Origin of the sequence: Microvirga sp. CF3016, assembly GCF_036314085.1 — a bacterium.
GTDB lineage: Bacteria > Pseudomonadota > Alphaproteobacteria > Rhizobiales > Beijerinckiaceae > Microvirga.
On record NZ_JAYGGM010000003.1, the window covers coordinates 371383 to 392886 of the forward strand.

18 protein-coding genes and 2 pseudogenes are annotated in these 21504 nt (G+C 65.6%); 9 read left to right on the plus strand and 11 right to left on the minus strand.

Annotated features, from left to right (window positions below):
- Window positions 1–269: 269 nt before the first annotated feature.
- Window positions 270–668, minus strand: a complete 399-nt coding sequence (locus tag VB672_RS06320; protein ID WP_329783318.1) for an antibiotic biosynthesis monooxygenase family protein — start codon at window positions 666–668, stop codon at window positions 270–272.
- On the minus strand, window positions 665–994 hold the full coding sequence (locus VB672_RS06325; RefSeq protein ID WP_329783319.1) for an NIPSNAP family protein: 330 nt from the start codon (window positions 992–994) through the stop codon (window positions 665–667). The genes VB672_RS06320 and VB672_RS06325 overlap by 4 nt, the downstream gene beginning before the upstream one ends.
- Before the next feature lie 80 nt (window positions 995–1074).
- Between VB672_RS06325 and VB672_RS06330 the strand changes: the two genes are divergently transcribed.
- Window positions 1075–1755 carry an ArsR/SmtB family transcription factor gene (locus VB672_RS06330; protein ID WP_329783320.1) on the plus strand — a complete coding sequence of 227 codons (681 nt, stop codon included), beginning with the start codon at window positions 1075–1077 and terminating at the stop codon, window positions 1753–1755.
- Between the two features lie 16 nt (window positions 1756–1771).
- Here the strand turns inward: VB672_RS06330 and ccmB are convergent, their stop codons facing one another.
- Together ccmB and ccmA are read right to left on the minus strand one after the other, a co-directional pair.
- A complete protein-coding gene (gene ccmB, locus VB672_RS06335; protein WP_329783321.1) occupies window positions 1772–2440 on the minus strand; it encodes a heme exporter protein CcmB in 669 nt (222 codons plus the stop codon).
- Entirely contained in the window at window positions 2440–3180 is a 741-nt protein-coding gene (gene ccmA, locus VB672_RS06340; RefSeq protein ID WP_329783349.1) for a heme ABC exporter ATP-binding protein CcmA, read from the minus strand. Before ccmA ends, ccmB begins: the two co-directional genes overlap by 1 nt.
- 219 nt (window positions 3181–3399) lie before the next feature.
- Here ccmA and acnA point away from each other — a divergent pair, with 219 nt between their 5' ends.
- Window positions 3400–6105, plus strand: coding sequence for an aconitate hydratase AcnA (gene acnA / locus VB672_RS06345; RefSeq protein WP_329783322.1), 2706 nt, complete (start codon window positions 3400–3402; stop codon window positions 6103–6105).
- Window positions 6106–6193: 88 nt separating this feature from the next.
- Here acnA and VB672_RS06350 read toward each other — a convergent pair whose 3' ends face one another.
- Window positions 6194–8386: a hypothetical protein gene (locus tag VB672_RS06350; protein WP_329783323.1), complete on the minus strand. Its 2193-nt coding sequence runs from the start codon at window positions 8384–8386 to the stop codon at window positions 6194–6196.
- Between the two features lie 393 nt (window positions 8387–8779).
- On the opposite strand from VB672_RS06350, the gene VB672_RS06355 reads away from it, so the two are divergent.
- Window positions 8780–9286, plus strand: coding sequence for a GNAT family N-acetyltransferase (locus VB672_RS06355; protein ID WP_329783324.1), 507 nt, complete (start codon window positions 8780–8782; stop codon window positions 9284–9286).
- A gap of 236 nt (window positions 9287–9522) precedes the next feature.
- Complete coding sequence (ppa, locus tag VB672_RS06360; RefSeq protein WP_329783325.1) at window positions 9523–10050, plus strand: inorganic diphosphatase; 528 nt, start codon at window positions 9523–9525, stop codon at window positions 10048–10050.
- A gap of 102 nt (window positions 10051–10152) precedes the next feature.
- Here ppa and VB672_RS06365 read toward each other — a convergent pair whose 3' ends face one another.
- Together VB672_RS06365 and VB672_RS22600 are read right to left on the minus strand one after the other, a co-directional pair.
- The gene (locus tag VB672_RS06365; protein ID WP_329783326.1) at window positions 10153–12357 is read right to left on the minus strand and encodes a M10 family metallopeptidase C-terminal domain-containing protein; all 2205 of its coding nucleotides are present in this window, start codon (window positions 12355–12357) and stop codon (window positions 10153–10155) included.
- A 186-nt stretch (window positions 12358–12543) separates the two neighbouring features.
- Window positions 12544–12920, minus strand: a pseudogene (locus tag VB672_RS22600) (cation transporter); the annotation flags it as partial.
- Between the two features lie 66 nt (window positions 12921–12986).
- Between VB672_RS22600 and VB672_RS06375 the strand changes: the two are divergent.
- Window positions 12987–13417, plus strand: a pseudogene (locus tag VB672_RS06375) (MerR family transcriptional regulator).
- 191 nt (window positions 13418–13608) lie between these two features.
- Here VB672_RS06375 and VB672_RS06380 read toward each other — a convergent pair.
- The gene (locus tag VB672_RS06380) at window positions 13609–14871 is read right to left on the minus strand and encodes a ubiquinone biosynthesis hydroxylase (RefSeq protein ID WP_329783327.1); all 1263 of its coding nucleotides are present in this window, start codon (window positions 14869–14871) and stop codon (window positions 13609–13611) included.
- Window positions 14872–14996: 125 nt separating this feature from the next.
- Here VB672_RS06380 and tesB point away from each other — a divergent pair, with 125 nt between their 5' ends.
- The 3 genes from tesB (at window position 14997) to VB672_RS06395 (ending at window position 17785) form a co-directional block, all read left to right on the plus strand.
- Window positions 14997–15857, plus strand: coding sequence for an acyl-CoA thioesterase II (gene tesB, locus VB672_RS06385; protein ID WP_329783328.1), 861 nt, complete (start codon window positions 14997–14999; stop codon window positions 15855–15857).
- A gap of 208 nt (window positions 15858–16065) precedes the next feature.
- Window positions 16066–16404 (plus strand): P-II family nitrogen regulator, encoded by a 339-nt coding sequence (locus tag VB672_RS06390; RefSeq protein ID WP_329783329.1) that lies wholly within the window; start codon window positions 16066–16068, stop codon window positions 16402–16404.
- A gap of 37 nt (window positions 16405–16441) precedes the next feature.
- Window positions 16442–17785, plus strand: a complete 1344-nt coding sequence (locus VB672_RS06395; protein WP_329783330.1) for an ammonium transporter — start codon at window positions 16442–16444, stop codon at window positions 17783–17785.
- Between the two features lie 183 nt (window positions 17786–17968).
- Here VB672_RS06395 and VB672_RS06400 read toward each other — a convergent pair whose 3' ends face one another.
- The 3 genes from VB672_RS06400 to VB672_RS06410 all read right to left on the minus strand — a co-directional run bounded on the left by VB672_RS06400 (window position 17969) and on the right by VB672_RS06410 (window position 20041).
- Window positions 17969–18568 (minus strand): SCO family protein, encoded by a 600-nt coding sequence (locus tag VB672_RS06400; protein ID WP_329783331.1) that lies wholly within the window; start codon window positions 18566–18568, stop codon window positions 17969–17971.
- 108 nt (window positions 18569–18676) lie between these two features.
- A complete protein-coding gene (locus VB672_RS06405; protein ID WP_329783332.1) occupies window positions 18677–19615 on the minus strand; it encodes a DUF1775 domain-containing protein in 939 nt (312 codons plus the stop codon).
- Window positions 19616–19660: 45 nt separating this feature from the next.
- Window positions 19661–20041, minus strand: coding sequence for a hypothetical protein (locus VB672_RS06410; RefSeq protein ID WP_329783333.1), 381 nt, complete (start codon window positions 20039–20041; stop codon window positions 19661–19663).
- Window positions 20042–20198: 157 nt separating this feature from the next.
- Here VB672_RS06410 and VB672_RS06415 point away from each other — a divergent pair.
- A partial coding sequence (locus VB672_RS06415; RefSeq protein WP_329783334.1) for a DNA translocase FtsK 4TM domain-containing protein occupies window positions 20199–21504 on the plus strand: 1306 nt, incomplete at its 3' end.

Sequence of the window (21504 nt, forward strand, 5' to 3'; positions counted from 1 at the left end):
GAAATCGCGAAAATCGCTCAACGTCTCAAGACGACACCGGCCGCTCTGTTGATGCGCCCGGCACAAAGCAGGCACTCAGAATCAGCCTGAGAGTCTGGCTGGAAATGCGCTGCGCGTCTTTCCCTCCCCCTTGTGGGGAGGGGTGGCTGCGAAAGCAGCCGGAGTGGGGGTGTTGGCGCCTCACCTTCATAGGCACTCGCTCACACGCCCACCTCCAACTCCTCCCCACAAGGGGGGAGGAGAGTTCCAGCGCTTTATCGGCCAGACTCTCAGGATGATCGCAGTGATTGATGGGCCGAATTTTCAGGCGCTGACGAGTGAGAATCATGCGCCACGCGACTGTCGACGGGTGCCTGGTCGCGCTCGTTCAGGCCGTAATCGCGGATCACGGCCGCCACCCGCAGGCGGTAATCGCTGAAAACGCCGGCGCGGCCCGCTCCTTGCGTCGCGCGATGGGACGGCAGGTTGCGCCAGGCTCGCACCGCCTCCTCGTCGCGCCAGAACGACAGGGACAGGAGCTTGCCCGGTTCGGTGAGGCTCTGGAAGCGCTCGACCGAGATGAAGCCGTCCATGGCCATCAGGTCGGAGCGGAGCGCCGCCGCAAGGCCGAGATAGTCCCGCTTGCCGCCGTCCCCGTCCGGCCAGACTTCGAAGATCACCGCAATCATGGCTTGATCAGCTCCGCATGAGGCGCCGAGGCCAACCGGAGAAAGACCCGGTCCTCCCGGCGGATGAACTGCTCCCTTTTAGCGAATTCGTAATTGGCACGCCCCATGGGATCGTTGCGCAGGCGCTCGCGATAGGCCTCGTATGCGGCCAGGCTCGCGATATTGTAGACCGCATAGGCCGTCGTGGCGGAGCCCTCGTGCGGCGCATAATAGCCGACGAGGTCGGCGCCGCAGCGGGGGATTGCCTGGCCCCAGTTGCGGGCATACTCGTTGAAAGCCTCCACCCTGAAGGGATCGATCTCGTAGCGGATGAAGCAGGTGATCATTGTCGAAGCGTCCTGTTTGCCTGAACTCAACCTGCTTTTAGCGCATTGCTCGACGTTAATGGTTCGGTTATCGTCGAACTATGAAAGAAGGTCCCGTCATCGCCTCCGTGGCCGCTCTCCTGGGCGATCCGGCCCGGGCCAACATTCTCACCGCCCTCATGGACGGGAGGGCGCTCACCGTGAGCGAACTCGCGCAAGCCGCCGGCGTCACCCTCCAGACCGCGAGCGGGCATCTGGCCAAGCTCGACGCCGCCAACCTGCTGACGGCCGAGAAGCAGGGACGGCACCGCTATTTCCGGCTCTCCGGGCCGGACGTGGCCCAGGTGCTCGAAGCCCTGATGGGCCTCGCCCAGCGCACCGGGGCGACCCGCGTCCGGACCGGCCCGAAGGATGCGGCGCTCCGATCCGCCCGAATCTGCTACGACCATCTCGCGGGCGAGCGGGGCGTCGCGATGCTGAAGGGATTTCAGCGCCAGGATCTCATCGCGGGCGGGCCGGATCTCGCGCTGACGCCCAAGGGCCGCGCGTTCTTCGCCGATTTCGGCATCGATCTCGCCAGGCTGGACAAGAGCCGCCGCCCGGTCTGCCGGGCCTGCCTCGACTGGAGCGAGCGGCACAGCCATCTCGGCGGCGCCCTGGGTGCCGCGATCCTCGACCGGCTGATCGAGAAGCAATGGGTCCGGCGCGATGCCGGCCGCGTCCTCACCTTCACCTGCGAGGGCGTGGAGGGATTCGCGGCGGCATTCGGACCGTCCGCCTGATCGAAGCAGGCCCGTCCTACTCTCCCGACCGCAGGGCCGCGGCCGCCCCGACTGTGCCGACCACGGCCGCGACCAAGGACAGGGCCAGCAGGATCAGGAAAGGCGTCGCGAAGGGGATCGTCCCCCCCAGGGCCGCATTGGCGGCCGAGACCCCGAAGATCAGGGTCGGGATCATGAAGGGCAGGACCAGGATCGCCAGGATCAGACCGCCCCGTCGCAGGGAGGACGTGAGCGCCGCCCCCACCGCGCCGATGAAGGTGAGCGCGGGCGTGCCCACCAGCAGGGTCGCCACCATGGCGAGCATGCCCTCCGGCGAAAGCGCCACGAGGAGCCCGAGGAACGGTGCCGCAATAGCGAGCGGCAGGCCCGTCACCAGCCAATAGGCCACCACCTTCGCCAGCACGACCACCTCCAGGGGCGCGTGCGAGAGCCTCAGGAGATCGAGGGATCCGTCCTCCTGATCGGCCTGGAACAGCCGGTCGAGGCCGATCAGGGTGGCGAGCAGGGCCGCGATCCAGAGGATCGCCGGACCGATACGCGAGAGCAGGTTGAGATCGGGCCCGAGCGCGAAGGGGATGAGCGTCACGATCATCAGGAAGAAGATGAGGCCCATGACGCCCGAGCCGCCGACACGGGCGGCGAGCTTCAGGTCGCGGATTAGGAGGGCTCGGAAAGATTTGAGCATCAGTCCTCTCCGTGCGTCCCCTCTCCCCTGTGCGGGAGAGGGTGGCCCGAAGGGCCGGGAGAGGGGAAGTTGTGGGTAGGGTACTGCCCCCCTCCCGCCTCGCTGTGCTCGGCACCCTCCCCCGCAGAGGGGGGAGGGTTAGGGGTGCGCTCGATCCTGATCTCCTTGGCATCCCTCAGGAAGAGTGGCGAATGGGTCGAGGCCGCGATCATGCCGCCGCTCTCCCGGTGGCGTTCGAGAATCAGCCGCAGGGTGTCCTGGGAAGCCGTGTCGAGGGCCGATGTCGGCTCGTCGAGAAGCCAGAGCGGCCGATGCGCCACCAGCAGACGGGCGAGCGCCACCCGACGGCGCTGCCCGGCCGAGAGATAGGCGACCGGCAGCCGGGCCGCATGGGCGAGGCCCACGGCCTCGAGCGCCTCGTGCGGTTTCGAGGCGGGATTGCCGAGGAAGTCGCGGGCGAAGGCGAGGTTCTCCTCCGCCGTCAGCGCGGCTTTGAGGGCATCGCGGTGGCCCACGTAATGCAGGCATTCGGCCAAGGTCCGCTCGCCCACATCCTCCAGGAGAATCACGCCGGCCGCCGGCCGCAGGCGGCCGGCCAGGATGTCGAGCAGGGAGGATTTTCCGGCCCCGTTGCGACCGGTGATCACCAGGGCCTCGCCGGCCTGCAAGGTGAACGAAACGCCCTCGAAGATCCGGCGCTCCCCCCTGTCGCAGGCCAAATTGTTAACGCTCAGACGCAAACCCTGCACCCCTGCCCTCTTTGCACCCCAGAACCGTTCTAAACCGTGTAGCCGGACGGTTCGAAATGATCTATAGCACCCCTGGCTGCGCCGCGCGCCAAGGCGTCCAATCCGCCTCGCGCGCTTTACTCCCTGTCCGGGCGCCCCCGGAGCGGCGCGCGCTTATCGCGCTTTCGGCCGAACACATGTTCGTAACCCAAATGCACGCGAGGATTCGCCGTGACGCTCAACAACAGCTTCAATGCCCGCCAGACCCTCAAGGTCGGTGACAAGTCCTACACCTATTACTCCCTCGTCGAGGCCGAGAAGAACGGCCTCAAAGGCGCCTCGAAGCTGCCCTTCTCGATGAAGGTGCTGCTCGAGAACCTGCTCCGCTACGAGGACGGCCGCACGGTCACCAAGGCCGATATCGAGGCCGTGGCCGCCTGGCTCGACAACAAGGGCAAGGACGAGAAGGAAATCGCCTACCGGCCGGCCCGCGTCCTGATGCAGGACTTCACCGGCGTTCCGGCCGTGGTGGACTTGGCCGCCATGCGCGACGCCATGAAGAACCTCGGCGGCGACCCGCGCAAGATCAACCCGCTCGTGCCCGTCGACCTCGTCATCGACCACTCGGTGATCGTCGACGAGTTCGGCACCCCGAAGGCCTTCGACCGCAACGTGGAGCTGGAATACCAGCGCAACGGCGAGCGCTACCGTTTCCTCAAGTGGGGCCAGACCGCCTTCGAGAACTTCTCCGTCGTTCCTCCCGGCACCGGCATCTGCCACCAGGTCAACCTGGAATTCCTCTCCCAGACCGTCTGGACCCGCAAGGACACGGCGACCGGCGAGGAAGTGGCCTATCCGGACACCCTGGTCGGCACCGATTCGCACACCACCATGGTCAACGGCCTCGCGGTTCTCGGCTGGGGCGTGGGCGGCATCGAGGCGGAGGCCGCCATGCTCGGCCAGCCGGTCTCCATGCTCATCCCCGAGGTGATCGGCTTCAAGCTCACCGGCAAGCTGCGTGAGGGCGTGACCGCCACCGATCTCGTGCTCACCGTCACCCAGATGCTGCGCAAGAAGGGCGTGGTCGGCAAGTTCGTGGAATTCTACGGCCCCGGCCTCACCGACATGACGGTGGCCGACCGCTCGACCATCGGCAACATGGCGCCCGAATACGGCGCCACCTGCGGCTTCTTCCCGGTCGATGCCAAGACCATCGATTACCTGCGCACCACGAGCCGCACCGATGAGCGCGTCGCCCTCGTCGAGGCCTATGCCAAGGCTCAAGGGATGTGGCTCACCCCCGACATGGCGGACCCGGTCTTCACCGACACCCTCGAGCTCGACCTCGGCGACGTGGTTCCGTCCCTCGCAGGCCCCAAGCGCCCGCAGGACCGCGTGACCCTCGACACCTCCAAGACCGAGTTCCTCGGCGCCATGGAGAAGGAGTTCCGCAAGGCCGGCGAGATCGGCAAGCGCGTGAAGGTGGACGACGCCAACTACGATCTCGGCCACGGCGATGTGGTGATCGCGGCCATCACCTCCTGCACCAACACCTCGAACCCGAGCGTGATGATCGGCGCAGGGCTCCTCGCCCGCAACGCGGTGAAGAAGGGCCTCACCTCCAAGCCGTGGGTGAAGACCTCGCTCGCGCCTGGATCGCAGATCGTCGAGGAATATTTTAGGAAGGCCGGCCTGCAGGGCGACCTCGATGCGCTCGGCTTCAACCTCGTCGGCTTCGGCTGCACCACCTGCATCGGCAATTCCGGTCCGCTGCCGGAGAACATCTCGAAGGCGATCAACGACAACGACCTCGTGGCCGTGTCGGTGCTGTCGGGCAACCGCAACTTCGAGGGCCGCGTCAACCCGGACGTGCGCGCCAACTACCTCGCCTCGCCGCCGCTGGTGGTGGCCTACGCGCTCGCCGGCTCCATGCTGGTGGACCTGGTCAACGATCCCCTCGGCACGGGCTCGGATGGGAAGCCGGTGTACCTGAAGGACATTTGGCCCTCGTCCGTGGAGGTGCAGGAGTTCATCGACCGCACGATCACGAGCGAGCTGTTCAAGACCCGCTACGCGGACGTGTTCACGGGCGACGAGAACTGGAGGAAGGTCACCTTCGAGCCTGGGCTCACCTACGAGTGGGACATGGGGTCGACTTATGTGCAGAACCCGCCTTATTTCGAGGGCATGACCAAGGAGCCGAAGCCCGTCACGGACATCCTGAACGCGCGCATCCTCGGCCTCTTCCAGGATTCGATCACCACCGACCACATCTCGCCTGCGGGCAATATCCGCGCCGCCTCCCCGGCCGGCGAATACCTGCAGTCGCATCAGGTGCGCGTCGCCGACTTCAACCAGTACGGCACCCGTCGCGGCAACCACGAGGTCATGATGCGCGGCACCTTCGCCAACATCCGCATCAAGAACCAGATGGTGAAGGACGAGAGCGGCCACGTGGTCGAGGGCGGCTACACCATCCACCAGCCTAGCCGAGAGCGGATGTTCATCTACGACGCCGCCATGCGCTACAAGGCGGAAGGCGTTCCGCTCGTGGTCCTCGCCGGCAAGGAATACGGCACCGGCTCGTCCCGCGACTGGGCGGCCAAGGGCACGAACCTTCTGGGCGTGCGCGCCGTCATCGCCGAGAGCTTCGAGCGCATCCACCGCTCGAACCTGGTCGGCATGGGCGTGGCCCCCTTCGTGTTCGAGCAGGGCACGTCCTGGGAGACGCTCGGCCTGAAGGGCGACGAGACCATCACCATCAAGGGCCTGGCCGGCGAGCTGAAGCCGCGCCAGCGCATGGAGATGGAGGTCACCTCCGCCGACGGCTCGGTGCGCAAGGTGCCGGTGCATTGCCGCATCGATACGCTGGAGGAGGTCGAGTACTTCCGCAACGGCGGCATCCTGCACTACGTCCTGCGCCAGCTCGCGGCGTAAGACACGCATAACAAAGCGCCCGCTCTTCACATGAGGAGCGGGCCGGACTTGACACAAGGAGCGGTTCGCAGGAACCGCTCCCTTTCGTTCAGATGAAGAGGAAGTCCTTGTAGGAGAGGCTCGTCCCCTCGCCCTTCTGGAGCTTCACGGTGCCGATCTCCAGCATCGATTTCGAGCCGGAACCGTCCGCGTCCCAGTACAGCTTGACCTCGGTCGACTTCACCTTCTTGACGACAAAGAAATCGTCCCGGTCGAGCGCCTTGTCGCCAAGTCGAACATAGCTGCTCTTCATCTTGTACGCATGGTCGAGCCCCGCGCCCTTGCCCTTCAGGTACTTCGCGATCGTCCGGTTCGTGAACGCCGCGTCGTCGAGGTAGATCGCATCGTATTTCGGCCCGAAATCGTAGATGACGTCCTTGTTCTTGGTGGCCACGCTCTTGCTCGTCAGCTTGGTGTCGAACACGAATGCGTCCCGGCTCGCCGCGCCCTTCATGCCGTAGAGCTTGTCGGTGCCCGCACCACCCCCGAGCGTGTCATTACCGGCACCGCCCGCGAGAATGTCCTTGCCGTCGCCTCCCAAGAGCCTGTCATGACCGTCCAGCCCGCTCAGAACGTCGTTGCCGGAGCCTCCGGACAAGGTGTTGCCGAAGGCATCGCCGGTCAGCACGTCCGCGCCGGTGTTGCCCGTCTGCGTGTCGGTCGTCGTGCTACGGGCAATCTGGCCCGATGCCAGATCCACCGAATAGGACACGGACTTGGTCTGCCCGCCTTCGCTGACGGTCACGACGGCCGTCTTGGTGCCGGGAGTGGCATAGATGTGGCTGAAGGATGCGACGCCGCCCGCAGGGACGACGGTGCTGCTCGTCCCGTCGCCCCAAGCGATGCTGACGGAGGAGGCCTGACCGACGCCGAAGGACAATTCGACGAATTGCTGGGCAAGGACGGCCCCGAAATTGTCCTTCAGCAGGGTATCGACGAGAAACACGTCGCGGATGTTGGTGTCGTGGGGCACGAGGCCGCTGAAGCTGTCGAAAGTGACATAACGCCCGTCGGCGCTGAAGCGCGGATTGTAGCTGTCGGCGTCGGTGGCGGTGCCCTGTCCCTGCGCGCCGGTGGCGGTGGCGGAGAGGCGCACGATCTCGCCGGTCATCATATCCTTGCGGAAGATGTCCTGGGCATTATTGGTGTCGTTCGGCACCAGGTTCTTGGCCTTGCTCTCGAAGATGATGTAGCGGCCATCCGGGCTGATCTGCGGCGCTTGGCTATGCCCCTTGTAGTCGCTCAGCTCGCCGGTCCGGCTCGTGGACACCCGCACGATGGCGCCGGTATGGAGGTCCTTGCGGAAGATGTCGTAGGCCTCGTTGGTGTCCTCGCCTGGCACGAGCTTCCGGGCCATGCTTGCGAAGACCACGTAGCGGCCGTCGGCGCTGATTTGCGCGTCCAGGCTGTGATCTCCACCCAATGCGCCCTCTGCACTCGCGGAGACCACGTGGAGCGCGCCGGTCTGCAGGTCCTTGCGCAGGATCTGCGTGGTGCTCTGGTAATTGCCCGAGCCGAACCCTATGCTGGAGAAAATCACGTACCGGCCGTCCGGTGTGTATTTGGCATCCCAGCTGGAGCCTGCACCCTGCTCATTATTGGGCCCAACGGAGATGCGATCGATCTGGCCGGTGGCCAGGTTCTTGCGGAAGACGTCGGTCTGATAGCGATCGTTGGGGTCGTTGGGGTCGGCGCGGTGGACGAGTCGACTGCTTTCGAAGACCACGTATTTGCCGTCGGGGCTGAAGCGCGCACTGGCGCTGCCCTTGTAGGTTTCCACGAAGACGCCGTTGAAAGGCTCCAAGGCGCCGCCGCCGCCGGCGATGCGGGTGATCGCCTGGGTCACCAGATCCTTCATATACACGTCTTCGCGACCGTTGTCGTTCTCGTTGAGTGGCGTCGTGGTGGAGAACAGGACGTAGCGGCCGTCGGGACTGATATCGAGATTCCAGGCGGTCGTCGGAACGCCGGCGGAGAGCTGCGTATTGCCCTCGCTGGTCGACACGCGGATGATCTCGCCGGTCTTGAGGTTCTTGCGGAAGATGTCGAGCTGGTTGTTGAAGTCGCCCGGGACGAGGGTGTCGGCGAAGCTGTAGAATATGCTGTAGTGCCCGTCCGGCGTGAACTTGGCCCGGAAGCTCTGGTCGTTGCCTGGGACTCTGAGCTGCGATTGGGTCTCCCGCACGATGATGTCGGCGCCGGTCGGGCGCGTGAAGGAGAGGAGGTTGAGTGTAAGAGCCATGAACGATCTCCCAGATGTGCTGTCGTGCGACCGGACGAGACACGAATTCCTGTGTCGCACCCTTCGCGTCTGTTCCTGCCAACGTAGCGGCCTGAGGGACCGGCCGCGGTGCGCCCCGGCACATTTCGCTACGTAATAACGTGTTTACGCTGCGGCAATATAGGACTCCGGCCCTGTCGAACAACTCTCCTGATAGAGGGGACCCAGCCCTCGTGGCCCGGAGACCGGCGATCGCCCTCCCATCGGCCTTGCGTCACCTTGGACCGTCCTCCGATCCTTCGATTTCGCTTAAAAAGCCACGCTTTTGCCGTCGGTCTCCCCATTTCGTTAAGCCGCCGTTAACCCTTTCCTGCGGAAAGTGAATCCATTGCCGCCAACCCTTTTGCCGAAGCCATGAGCGACCTTCTCGTCAGTATCCGTCACGCAAGACCCGACGACGCCGCGGCGCTCGCCAAGGTCTTCGATGCGGCTTGGCGCGAGGCCTATCTCGGGATCATTCCCGGCGTGACCCTGGAGAAGATGTTCTCCCGGCGCAGCCCGCGCTGGTGGCGCTCCACCGTGTCGCGCGGGCGGCCGCTCGTGGTGCTCGATCTAGGCCAGGGCGCGGTCGGCTATGCGTCCTACGGCCGCTGCCGCGACCGGTCTCTGCCGGCGAGCGGGGAGATCGACGAGCTCTACCTGCTGCCGGAATACCAGGGCATCGGCTTCGGGCGGCGCCTGTTCAATGCGGTGCGCAACGACCTCAAGGCACGGGAGATGGACAGGATCGTCGTCTGGGCTCTTCAGGACAACGAGCGCGCCTGCGCCTTCTACGAGAGCATGGGCGGGCGCACGATCGCCCGCGTCGAGGAGCGCATCGGCGGAACGCCCCTCGCCAAGGTCGCCTATCTGTTCCGCTGACATCCGAGACCTTGTTTCCGCGAAAAGCCCGAAAAATCAGGCTTCCGGTCCTTGTTGCCGGAGCCTCATCCGGCTAGTGAAGCGTCGAAGCTTCAGGAGCGGCCACCGGGCCATTGGGCCTAAGCCGCTCTCAAGTCTCGCTTTTGCCGCATTTTCATCGGCGTGAGGGCGTCTCCTGCATGGCAGGACCGCTCACCCGGGAAAATGCTTCAAGCCCGGTTCCGGAGAACAGCTCTATGCGCCTTGACGCGATCAAGATTGGAAAGAACCCGCCGGACGACGTGAATGTCGTGATCGAAGTGCCGCTCGGCGGCGAGCCCATCAAGTACGAGATGGACAAGGAATCCGGCACGCTCTTCGTCGACCGCTTCCTCTACACCTCCATGCGGTATCCCGGGAACTACGGCTTCATCCCCCATACCCTTTCGGGCGACGGCGATCCCTGCGACGTGCTGGTGGCCAACACCCGCGCCATCGCGCCGGGCGCCGTCATCAACGTGCGACCCGTGGGCGTTCTCGTGATGGAGGATGATGGCGGCCAGGACGAGAAGATCATCGCCGTGCCGTCGAGCAAGCTGACCCAGCGCTACGACCGGGTCGCGACCTATACGGATCTGCCCGAGATCACCATCAAGCAGATCGAGCACTTCTTCGAGCACTACAAGGATCTCGAGCCCGGCAAATGGGCCAAGATCATCCGCTGGGGCGACGCCGAGGAGGCCCGCCGCCTGATCGTCGAGGCGATCGAGCGCGCCAAGAAGTAAGTCGCACCGGCAAAAGGCGGCAACCGGCGTTTTCGCTGCCGCCGAAGCATCTGACCCGGCTCGTCTCCTGAGCCGGGTTTTTTGTTAAGCCCGATAGGCTCATCAGATGATGAAGAAGTCCTTGTGCGAGATCGCGAGCTTCCTCGTGATGGTGGCGAACTGGACCGCCTTTGCGGAGCCGGACCCATCCGGATCGTAGAAGAGCGCGCCGGCGCTCTTGAGGTACAGGATCCGGTCGTCCTTGTCCTTGAAGTGATCGCCGACGACGAAAGCCTTTTTCGACAACGTCCCCCCTTTGGAGATCTTGGAAAAAGCGCTCTTCGACAGATGAATGACGTCGTCCTTCGGGACGAAATCCTGGACATAGTCGAGGTTCGACTTCGCGCTCGGCTTCTTGTCGAATACGAAGATGTCGCTGCCGTCCCCGCCGATAAGGGTGTCGTTGCCTGCGCCTCCGATCAGCGTGTCGGCGCCGATCTCGCCGAAGAGCGTGTCGTTGCCCTCCAGGCCGGAAAGGCGATCGTTGCCCGATTCGCCTACGAGCTGGTCGTTGCCGATCGTGCCTGACTTGATGATCGGCGTCGTCTCGGTCGCGTTGTTCCTGACGGTGATCGTCAGGGTCTTGACGAACTCTCCGCCCCAGCCGTCGGAAGCCTTGACGGTGACCGTGTGCTGCGTCGCGCTCTCGTAGTTGAGAGCGTTCCTGACGGTGAGCTTGCCGTCGCTGATGCCGAACAGGCCTCCTGCATCCGACACCAGGCTGTAGGTCAGGCTGTCGCCGTCGGGATCGGAGCCGAAGAACGTCGCCACCGTCGCCCCGATGGCGGCGCTCTCCGACACGCTGGCGCTGGAGGGCGAGATGCTCGTCGGGTTGCCGTTGATGAGTGCGACCGTCTGACCGCCGAACTTGGCGAACCGGACGTCCTTGAGCAGATCGACGCCGTCCTGTCCGGCCGTGTCGGTGATCGTGATCCCCTCAGGGGTGGTCACGATGCTGTAGCGGGCCCGTGGACCGGAGAAGACTGCCGTATCCGTGCCGCTCCCGCCGTCGAGGGTGTCGTTGCCCGCGCCGCCCTCGAGCGTATCGTCGCCGGACTCACCCTGGAGCGTGTCGGCGCCTTCCTTGCCGAGGAGGGTATCGGTGCCGCTGTTGCCGTCGAGACGGTTGGCCTGCTGATCGCCCGTGAGCCGATCGCCTCCGGAGCCGCCTTCCAGGTTCTGGATGTTGATGAGCTTGTCGCTGCCGTAGCCTGTGGCCTGAGGCTGCACGATCGAGAGATCCACAATCACGGCCGTCGAGCCCGAAAATTTTACGGTGTTGTTGCCGTTGCCGCCGTCCAGGGTGTCGTCGGCGGATCCGCCGTCCAGGGTATCGTCGCCGTCGCCGCCTTTGATGCTGTTGGCGAGGAAATTGCCCGTGATCGTGTCCGCGCGATCGCTTCCGATGACGTGCTCGATATTGCTGAGCGTGTCCGAGTATCCGTTGCCGAAGGCCGAGCCAGACGTCAGGTTGATGGTAAAGCCGCCAGGCGGGGTCGATGTCCACGTGACGCTGGAATAATCCACCGTATCGGTGCCGCCGGCGCCATTGATGGTGTCGGATCCGTCGCCGATGAGGAAGGTGTCGTCACCTCCTCCGCCGTCGATGACGTTGCTCCCTTTTCCGCCGGAGAATATCTCGCTGCCGATACCGCCATAGGCGATATCATTGTCGTCTCCCAGCGCGATGAGGCCGACGACCAATCCCGACCGGCCGTCATAGAGGTCGTCACCGGCTCCCAGATCCACGACAGCGGCTTCGTTCGTGGCGGCGGTGGTCTTGAGGGCGCCCGTATTGACGATCCGGTCGCCGCCTTTGCCGCCGACAACGGCAACGCCCGTCGTTTCGATCGTACCGGAATTGAGCAGCTCCAGCTTGGCCATGGTCGACGTGGAGACGATCTCGATCCCGATGGCGCCCTTGATCGTCTGGAAATTCGTCACCGATCCCAGTCCGGCCCCGGAAAAACGGATGGCGACATCCGTCGTGAAATCGCTTTGAGGAGTCGCGATCTGGCCGATCACGCCGTTATTGAGGACGCTGCTCTCGATGTCCTTGAGGTGCAGACCGAAAATGTCCCCCCGGACGGAACCGTTGCTTCCGACCGTGACGCGCTGCTTGCCCGAGGCTTGAAAGACCGTTCCGCTGGCGGCCTCGAGCGCCATGTCGATGATGGTGTTTCCCTCATCCGTGTCCGACAGCTGGATCAGGGCCTCGGCGCCGGCAGCCGGCAGATCGCCGATCGTTTCATAAACGTGATTGGCCATGGATGCGTCCCAACAATCTGAAATAAACCGGACGCAATATTACGTTATTACATATGTGAAAGGAAGGCTCGACCTCCTCTTGGAATGAAGGGAGGTCAGGCATTCCGCTTGACCCTCATCGTGATGTCATTCCGCCAGAACGGGAGCGCCCGACCCGCCGGCGCGATACTCGGCCCAGGCCTGCCGCAGGATCTGCGCCGAAGAGGACAGGAACAGGGCGGCGGTGGCGCGGACGCGCAGGGACGCACCGATGACCGCGAGACTCAGGCCATAGGTGACCGTATCGCCAAGGAAATCCAAGGCGTCGGCCTGCAGGGCCTGCGAGCGCGCGAGATGGCCGGCCACGATTTCCGTGACGAACAGGGCGGCATTGATCGCGATCACGGTCCAGAGCACCCGCTTGTAGCGCAGGTCGACCCCGTCGAAGACCGGCACGCCACCGTGGCAGCCGCAGGCCGCCGACCCTGGCCGCGGCCCGTCTCCGGACGGCTCGCGGGTTCATGGGCATGGTGCTCGTGCGAGGAGCAGCATGCTCCATGGTGATGGCTGCAGGAGTCGCTCATCCGAATCTCCTTTCCCTAAATCGGACAGGACCGTACAATCTCCAGCGACTAGAGGTTCAAGAAAAAATGACGGATTTGTCCATCGGAGAACTGTCTCGCCAGGTCGCCGTGAAGGTGCCGACCATCCGTTATTACGAGCAGATCGGCCTCCTCCCTGTCCCGCCGCGGACGGAAGGCCGGCAGCGCCGCTACGGGGCCGGGGGCGTGTCCCGCCTCAGCTTCATCCGCCACGCGCGGGAGCTCGGCTTCGAGGTGAGGCGATCCGCGAGCTCCTGAGCCTGAGCGCCAAGCCGGAGCAGCCCTGCGAGCCCGCGGACCGGATCGTCCTCCGGCATCTGGAGAGCGTCGAGCGCCGCATCGCCCAGCTGCAGCTTCTCCGCTCCGAGCTGCGGCACATGCTCGACGATTGCCAGCACGGGCAGGTGGGCGAATGCCGGATCATCCAGGTGCTGGCCGATCACGACCAGTGCCGGCACGAACACGGCCGGGTGGGTTGAGGATGGGATGAAGAGCATGGAGCCCATAATGGGACTGGCTCATCAACCTCCGACCTCACCCTGAGGAGCCTGGGCAGCAGGCGTCTCGAAGGAGGATCCAGAGAACACTGGAGACGCCCTCGTCCTTCGAGACGGATTGCTGACGCAATCCCCTCAGGATGGGGGCTCTTCAGGAGTTTCGAGAAAAGCTTCTACAGCCCCTCGCCTCTCAACAGCCTCGGCTGCCGCTCGCGCAGCCCGGCCGCCTCGCGGATGAAGAAGCGCTTGAGGCCCGGCATCCGGTCGACGAGCCCGAGCCCCAGGTCGCGGATCAGGCGCACGGGCAGAACGTCGTTCGAGAACAGGCGGTTGAGGCCGTCCGTCATCATGCCCATCGTGGTGATGTCGGTGCGCCGCGCCCGCTCGTACTGATCAAGCACGTCGGCCGCGCCCGGATCCATGCCGAGCCGCATGGCGTCGGTGACGATCTCGGCGAGCGCCGCCGCATCGTGCAGGCCGAGATTGAGCCCCTGGCCGGCGATCGGGTGGATCACGTGGGCGGCATCGCCCAGGAGCGCCAGGCGCTCGGCCACGAAGGAGCGGGCCACGCCGAAGGACAGCGGGAAGGCCTGCGGCTTGGTTTCGAAGCTGAGTTTGCCGAGCTGGAGCCCGAAGCGGCGCTCCAGCTCGATGAGCAGGTCCTCGGGATGGGATTCGAGCAGGGCGGGCACGTTCTCGGCACGCTCCGTCCAGACGATGGATGAGCGGTGCCTGACGCTGCCGTCCTCTTGCGGCTCCGGCTTGAGGGGCAGGATCGCAAACGGACCGGAGGGCAGGAAGTGCTCCACGGCCTTGCCTTCGTGGTCGCGCTCGTGGGCGATGGTGGCCACGATGCCGGACTGCCGGTAGGGCCACGAGATCCAGCCGATGCCCGCCTGCTCGCGCAGGCGCGACCGCGCCCCGTCGGCGGCGACGAGCAGCGAGGCCTGCAGGCTGTCGCCGTTCGTCAGGGCGATCTCCGTATGAGCGCCACGGACGGCGAAACCTTTCACCCCCTCGGCGCGCAGATCGACGCCGCTCTCGCGGCAGGAATCCAGCAGGGCGGCGGTCAGGTCGCCCGCCGTCATCATGTGGGCGAAGGGTTCGTTGCCGTCCACCTCGCCCGCGAAGGTGAGGAAGGTCGGCCGCACCGGGTCCTGCAGGCGGCTGTCGGTGATCACCATGTCGAGGATGGGCTGCGCTCTGTCCGCCACCTGATCCCAGACGCCGAGCGCCTCCAGCATCCGGCGCGCCGCGGCCGCGATGGCATAGGAGCGCTTGTCCCCGTGCGGGTCGCGCCTGAGCGCCGGATCGCACATGACCACGTCGATCCCGTCGGCGAGGGCCCTTTTCAGCGCCAGCGACAGGGACAGCCCCGCGAGCCCGCCGCCCGCGATGACGATGCGCGGTCGTTCCAGGGCCGTTGCTTCGCTCATCGCTCTTTCTCCCATTCTCCAACGTTATAGGTGGGTGTCAGCGATCCATTGACCAGCGTCAAGCTTGACCTTCTCGCGCCTGTCACCGATGGATGGCTGATGCCGATCGAAGGACCTTGAAGCCCATGTCCCATGCCGTCACCGATCTTCTTTCCATTCTCGATCTCGAACCCCTCGAGGTGAACCTGTTCCGGGGTCAGAGCCCGAAGAGCGGATGGCAGCGCGTGTTCGGCGGACAGGTGATCGGACAGGCGCTGGTCGCCGCAACCCGCACGGTCGATGGACGCTCGCCCCATTCGCTCCATTGCTATTTCATGCTGCCGGGCGATCCCAAGATCCCGATCATCTACGAAGTGGAACGCATCCGCGACGGCAAGAGCTTCAGCACCCGGCGTGTTCTCGCGGTCCAGCACGGGCAGGCGATCTTCGCCATGTCGGCCTCGTTCCACCGAGAGGAGGACGGCTTCGAGCACCAGGCCGAGATGCCGAAGGTGCCGGGCCCCGACGAGCTGCCGAGCGAGGAGGACGTGAAGGGCCGGCTCCTCCTGCAGATGCCCGAGCCCATGCGCACCTATTATGAGCGCGAGCGCCCGCTCGAAATCCGCCCGGTGGAGATCAAGCGCTACACCTCCCGCGATCCGGGCGAGCCGCGCTTTCATGTCTGGATCAAGACCCTTGGCCGCCTGCCGGACGATCCGGCGATCCACCAATGCGTGTTGGCCTATGCGTCGGACATGACGCTGCTCGACACGTCCCTCTTCCCCCATGGCCGGACGGTGTTCGATCCGGCGATCCAGCCGGCGAGCCTGGACCATGCCATGTGGTTTCACCGGCCCTTCCGGGCCGACGAATGGCTGCTCTATGCGCAGGACACGCCCAGCGCCGGCGGCGCCCGCGGCTTCTCGCGCGGACTCATTTTTAAGCAGGACGGAACCCTGGTCGCGTCAGTTGCTCAGGAAGGGCTCATCCGCGAGCGCCTGTCCTGACCGGTTCTGCCTCATAATTCATCAAACAGACTGTTTTATAGCCCAGCTTGTGCTGCCTAGGAAAGAGGCAGCGTCCCCTCGCCTAGAGCGGGCCCGGCTTGGCATGCTTCTTGCCTAGATCCCCCCGACACCCGTCCACGAGGCCGGGTTCACGTTGGAAACCGCCGCCTGAGCGATCGGGCAGCGTCTCAAGAAGGGGGCCAAACCCATGAAAATCGTGATGGCGGTCATCAAGCCGTTCAAGCTGGAAGAGGTGCGCGACGCGCTCACCGCTCTCGGCGTCCACGGCCTCACCGTGACCGAGGTGAAGGGATACGGACGGCAGAAGGGTCATACCGAGATCTATCGCGGCGCCGAATATGCGGTGAGCTTCCTGCCGAAGCTGAAGATCGAAGTAGCCGTCGCAAGCGAGCTGGTGAACCAGGTGATCGACGCGATCACGGCGGCCGCGCGCACGGGCCAGATCGGCGATGGCAAGATCTTCGTCACCTCGCTCGAAAAGGCGGTCCGCATCCGCACGGGCGAGACCGACGTCGATGCCCTTTGATTCCATTTATTCGATGATTTTCCGGAGTTCGAATCCGATGAAGTTCCGTCCTCTCCTCCTGCCGGCGCTCGGTGCGCTGGGACTAAGCCTCGCCCTCTTCGATCCGGCCCTGGCGCAGGATGCCGCCGCAGCGGCTCCCACGGTGAACAAGGGTGACACCAGCTGGATGCTCGTGTCGACGATCCTCGTGATCCTCATGACGATCCCGGGCCTCGCCCTCTTCTACGGCGGCCTCGTGCGCACCAAGAACATGCTCTCGGTGCTCATGCAGGTCTTCGCGGTGTTCTCCCTCGTGTCGATCCTGTGGGCGTTCTATGGCTACTCCCTCGCCTTCACGTCCGGCGGCGAGGGCATCGGCGCCTTCATCGGCGGCTTCTCCAAGGCGTTCCTCGCCGGCGTGACCACGGATTCCACCGCCGACACCTTCACCAAGGGCGTGGCGATTCCGGAATTCACCTTCATCGCCTTCCAGCTCACCTTCGCGTGCATCACGCCGGCCCTGATCGTCGGCGCCTTCGCCGAGCGCATCAAGTTCTCGGCCGTGATGCTGTTCACCGGCCTGTGGCTGACCTTCGTGTACCTGCCGATCGCCCACATGGTGTGGTTCTCGGAAGGCTATCTCTTCAGCCTCGGCGCCCTCGACTTCGCGGGCGGCACGGTGGTTCACATCAACTCGGGCGTGGCCGGCCTCATCGGCGCCCTGCTGATCGGCAAGCGCATCGGCTACGGCCGCGACCTCCTCGCCCCGCACTCGCTGACCCTCACCTTCGTCGGCGCCTGCCTTCTGTGGGTCGGCTGGTTCGGCTTCAACGCCGGCTCCAACCTGGAGGCCACGGGCGGCGCGGCTCTCGCGCTGATCAACACCATCCTGGCACCGGCCGCCGCCGGCCTCGCCTGGATGACCGTGGAGGCGATGAGCAAGGGCAAGGCCTCGCTGCTCGGCATCGCGTCGGGCGCCGTCGCCGGTCTCGTGGCCATCACGCCGGCCGCCGGCCTGTCCGGCCCGATGGGCTCCATCGTGCTCGGTCTCGTGGCCGGCGCGGTCTGCTATTTCGCGGTGACGGGCGTGAAGAACGCCCTGGGCTATGACGACGCCCTCGACGTCTTCGGCATCCACGGCGTCGGCGGCATCATCGGGGCCATCGGCACCGGCATCGTGGCGGCCCCGTCGCTCGGCGGCTACGGCGTCGGCGAGTACTCGATCGGCGGCCAGGTCTGGACGCAGTTCATCGCCGTGATCATTACGCTCGTCTGGACCGGCATCGGCTCCGTGGTGCTCTACAAGATCACGGACCTGATCGTCGGCCTGCGCGTCACGCAGGACCAGGAGCGCGAAGGCCTCGACCTCGCGGACCACGGCGAGCGCGCCTACAACTACTGAGCCACACTCCGCAGCGCCCGAGGGAGCGTCGAGACCCTCGGCTCGGGCGCTGCGGCAACGAAGCCTTCCAGAGGCTCGAATGGAAAAGCCCCGGACCGAACGGCCGGGGCTTTTCTTGTTTTTCTAGATACTTCTCTCCGCCGTCGTCCCGGGCTTGTCCCGGGGATGACGGTGAGAGTAGCACTACCCGTTCTTCACGAGCTGTCGCAGCTTGGAGCGCCGGGTCTCCTCCGGTTCCTGGAAGTTCGACGTGCCGTAGAACTCACCCTTGCTGTCCATCAGGAACAGGGTCGCCGAGTGGTCCATGGTGTAGCCGTCATCCGTCGGGACCTTGCGGTAATAGATCTTGTAGGCGCGCGCGGCTGCGGCGATCTCCTCCTCGGTTCCCGACAGGCCGACGATGCGCGGATCGAAGGATGCGAGATAGGTCTTCATCAGCTCCGGCGTGTCGCGCGCCGGATCCACCGTGATGAAGGCGGCCTGCAGCCTCTCGGCGTCCTTGCCCAAAGCCGCCATGTCCTGCGTGAGATCATAGAGGGTGGTCGGGCAGACCTCCGGGCAATGGGTGAAGCCGAAGAACACCACGAAGGGCTTGCCCTTCAGGTTCTCGTCCGTGAACGGCCTGCCCTCGTGGCTGGTGAGCCGGAACGGGCCGCCGATCGGCACCTTGCCGGCGCTCTGCTGCTGCCCGGACGGGAACAGGAGCAGGCCTGCCGTCACCACCAGCACCAGGAGCCCGGTGGTGAAGACGAGGAGCGGCACGAGGAGGCGTCTGGGATTCATGGGTCGTCTCCTGCGTTAGAGCATTGTTCGGCGAAGTGGATCCGGTTCGCCGTCAAGAAATGCGGCACACCAAAGAAGAGAGTTGTTTCCATGACAATGGGAACAGCTCTAATGCTTGTGCTCGGCCGGCGCTGCGCCGCCCATGCCGCGCACGGTGTATTCCACCTCAATGGTGCCCGCCTTCTCGAAGCTGAGGGTGCCCTTGACACTCTGGCCCTCCTTCAGCGGTTCCTTCAGGTCCATGAACATGAGATGGAACCCGCCGGGCTTCAATTCCACCGTGGCGCCCGGCTTGATCTCGAGCCCGCCGTCCACCGGCTTCATGCGCATGACGTCGCCGTCCATGCGCATCTCGTGCACCTCGACCTTGGAGGCGAGCGGGAACGAGCCGCCGATCAGGCGGTCGGGCGCCGTTCCGGTATTGGTGATGCGCAAGTATCCGCCGCCGACCTTGGCGCCGCCGGGCGTCGCCCGCGACCAGGGCTGTTCGACGGTGAGCGGGCCGACTTTCGCGACCTGCGGGGCGGTGGCAGCGCCCACAATCCGCACACCGGGCGCGGGCGATCTCAGGCTGTGCGGATCCTCGCCGGCCGCCGGCACCTGGGTCCATTCCTCGGTCGCGCCGTCGCATTCCTGCACGACCGGAAAGTACACCGTTGCGCCGGGCTGGTAGGCATCGGTGAAGCGGACCTGGAACACGAACTCGTCGTAATGGGCGTCCTCCAGGGCGCCGGACCAGACGATGTCCGTCACGCCCTCGGACACGGCCTCGCCGTGGACCTGATAGGCCTTCACGTAGGATCCCTTGGTAGTCTCCAGCTTCCAGCCGGCCTTCGGCATCGGCTTGACGGCGACGATTCCCTCCGGGATGCGCACGCGCACCTTGAGGGTCGCCTTGCCGTCGCAGCCATGCGGGATGCGCAATACGGCCTTGTAGGTGGAATTCGGGTTCGCCTGTCCGTTCTCGAAGGTGACATGGGCGACAGCGGGAGCGGAAATCAGAAAAGCGGCAGCGGCCAGCGCGCCGCCGAAGCGTGACGAAGTCATCAGGAACGTCCTTGAGAGATGCTGTGGGATCGGATCGAGCGGCAGTCAGCCGAGGCGCGGCGGGGCGCGCGATCCCAGGGGCAGGACATTCGACGTGAGACGCAGATGCGGCGTTTCGGCAAAACCGTCGCCTGTCACGGCGATCGGCGCGGTCCGGTCGAGAACGACGGCGACTGGAGCCGGTCCTGCCGTGCCGGAGCCGTGGCAGCTCAGGGTGCAGCAGAGGTTCTCGTGGGCCTTCTTCGGTCCCTGGTCCGGCGCGGAGGAGCCGTCCTGCAGGCAGATGATCCCCTGCGTCTCGGCGGCGGCCGCCGCATGGAACGCAGCGCTGACCGACAGCAGCAGGGCCTGCAGCACGAACGCATAGGCCATCACCGCCGCAATGGCGGCACGGGTCCAACCGGTTCGGGAGCCTCTGCGAGTCATGGCCGGGACACTGGTCTTTCGGACGCCCAACGTCAACAACGGAAAACCGGCACCACTTTTTCCCGGCCCGATGCGCTTACGGTTAAAGGACCCTTAACCCGGCCCGGCTAGCATCCTGGCAACATTGTCCCGTCCCATGGTTTTTTAGAGTGGTTTGATGCGTACGGCCCGCCGTTCTTCTTCCGCCTATGATGGCCTCTTCAGCGCCTTTCGGGCTTTCCTCGCCCGCCGGGCGCAGGAGCTGACGGGCCTGTGCCTGATCGCGGTCGCCGGTGCAGTGGCGGTGGCGCTCGCCACCTGGTCGGTGGACGATCCGAGCCTCAACAACGCCACCGACCTTCCCGTCCGCAATCTTCTCGGCTGGCCCGGCGCCATCGTGGCCGACCTGCTGATGCAGCTTCTGGGCCTCGGCGCCATCGCGGCCGTGCTGCCCCTGGCGCTCTGGGGCTGGAGGCTCATGAAATCGGGCGATCTCGGCCGCCTGCAGTTGCGCCTGGCCCTCTGGGTCATCGGCGCGGGCGCCGCGACGGCGCTGGCCAGCGCCCTGCCGCCGACCCAGAGCTGGCCGCTGCCCACGGGTCTCGGCGGCGTGGTCGGCGATGCGGTGCTGGCCGGCGCGAAGGCGATCACCGGCCTGTCCAGCGGCTCGGCCAGCGCCGTCCTGGGCTTCCTGTTCGCCGGCATCGCGATCTTCAGCCTCACGGCCGCTTGCGGGCTCGGGCCCGAGGAGGGACGCGTCCACGAGGAGCCGGAGGAGATCGAGGAACGCCAGCCCGTCCGGCGGCGCAAGCTCCAGGACTGGGACGAGGCCGAGGAGATCAGCCAGGACGAGCCCGGCTGGGGTATCGTGTCCCTGGGCGCCCTCGCCCACGGGTTCATGAGCCTGCGCGCCTCGGCCCGGCGCTGGCGGGAGAACCGCCGCTTGGCCGTCGATGGCGGTGATTACGAAGAAGCGCCTGCTCAAGCCCGGCGCCCGGCCCGTGAACCCGGCCTGCGCCGCGAGCCCGTTCTCGACGGCGGTCCACCGCGTCCGCGCCCGGCGCCGGCTTCGGTGCCCATGCATGACGAGGACGAGGCCGGCTGGGACGGGGACGACCTGCCCCCGTTGCGTCCGGCTCCCCGTCCGGAGCCCGGCCCGGCCCGGGTGGGTCCCGCTCCCGCCGCGCCCAAGCCCGGCAAGCGCATGGCCCGGGAGGCCCAGCCCTCCCTGCTCGACGAAGAGAATTACCAGCTGCCGCAGCTCAACCTGCTCGCCGAGCCGAAGCGCCCGTCGGTCCCGACGATCTCGGCCGAGGCCCTGGAGCAGAACGCCGCCCTGCTCGAAGGCACGCTCGAGGATTTCGGCGTCCGCGGCGCCATCACCAAGGTCAATCCCGGTCCTGTGGTGACGTTGTACGAGCTGGAGCCTGCGCCTGGGACGAAGTCGTCGCGGGTGATCTCGCTGGCCGACGACATCGCCCGGT

What these genes read in the sequence shown, in the direction of transcription:
- VB672_RS06320 (WP_329783318.1), bottom strand. Translation starts at nt 668, where the DNA reads ATGATTGCGGTGATCTTCGAAGTCTGGCCGGACGGGGACGGCGGCAAG.
- VB672_RS06325 (WP_329783319.1), bottom strand. Translation starts at nt 994, where the DNA reads ATGATCACCTGCTTCATCCGCTACGAGATCGATCCCTTCAGGGTGGAG.
- VB672_RS06330 (WP_329783320.1), top strand. Translation starts at nt 1,075, where the DNA reads ATGAAAGAAGGTCCCGTCATCGCCTCCGTGGCCGCTCTCCTGGGCGAT.
- ccmB (WP_329783321.1), bottom strand. Translation starts at nt 2,440, where the DNA reads ATGCTCAAATCTTTCCGAGCCCTCCTAATCCGCGACCTGAAGCTCGCC.
- VB672_RS06350 (WP_329783323.1), bottom strand. Translation starts at nt 8,386, where the DNA reads ATGGCTCTTACACTCAACCTCCTCTCCTTCACGCGCCCGACCGGCGCC.
- VB672_RS06355 (WP_329783324.1), top strand. Translation starts at nt 8,780, where the DNA reads ATGAGCGACCTTCTCGTCAGTATCCGTCACGCAAGACCCGACGACGCC.
- ppa (WP_329783325.1), top strand. Translation starts at nt 9,523, where the DNA reads ATGCGCCTTGACGCGATCAAGATTGGAAAGAACCCGCCGGACGACGTG.
- VB672_RS06365 (WP_329783326.1), bottom strand. Translation starts at nt 12,357, where the DNA reads ATGGCCAATCACGTTTATGAAACGATCGGCGATCTGCCGGCTGCCGGC.
- VB672_RS06380 (WP_329783327.1), bottom strand. Translation starts at nt 14,871, where the DNA reads ATGAGCGAAGCAACGGCCCTGGAACGACCGCGCATCGTCATCGCGGGC.
- tesB (WP_329783328.1), top strand. Translation starts at nt 14,997, where the DNA reads ATGTCCCATGCCGTCACCGATCTTCTTTCCATTCTCGATCTCGAACCC.
- VB672_RS06390 (WP_329783329.1), top strand. Translation starts at nt 16,066, where the DNA reads ATGAAAATCGTGATGGCGGTCATCAAGCCGTTCAAGCTGGAAGAGGTG.
- VB672_RS06395 (WP_329783330.1), top strand. Translation starts at nt 16,442, where the DNA reads ATGAAGTTCCGTCCTCTCCTCCTGCCGGCGCTCGGTGCGCTGGGACTA.
- VB672_RS06400 (WP_329783331.1), bottom strand. Translation starts at nt 18,568, where the DNA reads ATGAATCCCAGACGCCTCCTCGTGCCGCTCCTCGTCTTCACCACCGGG.
- VB672_RS06405 (WP_329783332.1), bottom strand. Translation starts at nt 19,615, where the DNA reads ATGACTTCGTCACGCTTCGGCGGCGCGCTGGCCGCTGCCGCTTTTCTG.
- VB672_RS06410 (WP_329783333.1), bottom strand. Translation starts at nt 20,041, where the DNA reads ATGACTCGCAGAGGCTCCCGAACCGGTTGGACCCGTGCCGCCATTGCG.